General features: G+C 39.3%; 1 pseudogene. It reads left to right on the top strand.

From position 1 onward, the window contains the following. Window positions 1-239 (top strand): annotated as a pseudogene (locus tag AAEY62_RS24500) (hypothetical protein); the annotation flags it as partial.

Genomic DNA, 239 nt, shown 5'->3' with positions numbered 1-239 from the left:
AACAAATAGCGTTTACCAGTACCGAAAGCCAAATATGGCAATTACGCCACAAACTTGCAGCGCGCGTATTACTAACCGCAAAACAACCTGCTCATAGTATTACTCAAGTATTAGCTAAACTGAGTAAATATAAACACGCTTTAGTAAGCACCCCTAAAATAATGTTATACGATGGCGGCACAATAATTGTGGCGTTAGCTAATATTTTGGCAGTTAACCTCACGTGTCATGCAGCAAAT

It is taken from the genome of Pseudoalteromonas sp. GW168-MNA-CIBAN-0100, from assembly GCF_040309225.1.
Classification (GTDB): Bacteria; Pseudomonadota; Gammaproteobacteria; order Enterobacterales; family Alteromonadaceae; genus Pseudoalteromonas; species Pseudoalteromonas arctica.
This window is presented reverse-complemented; position numbering and strand designations above follow the sequence as displayed.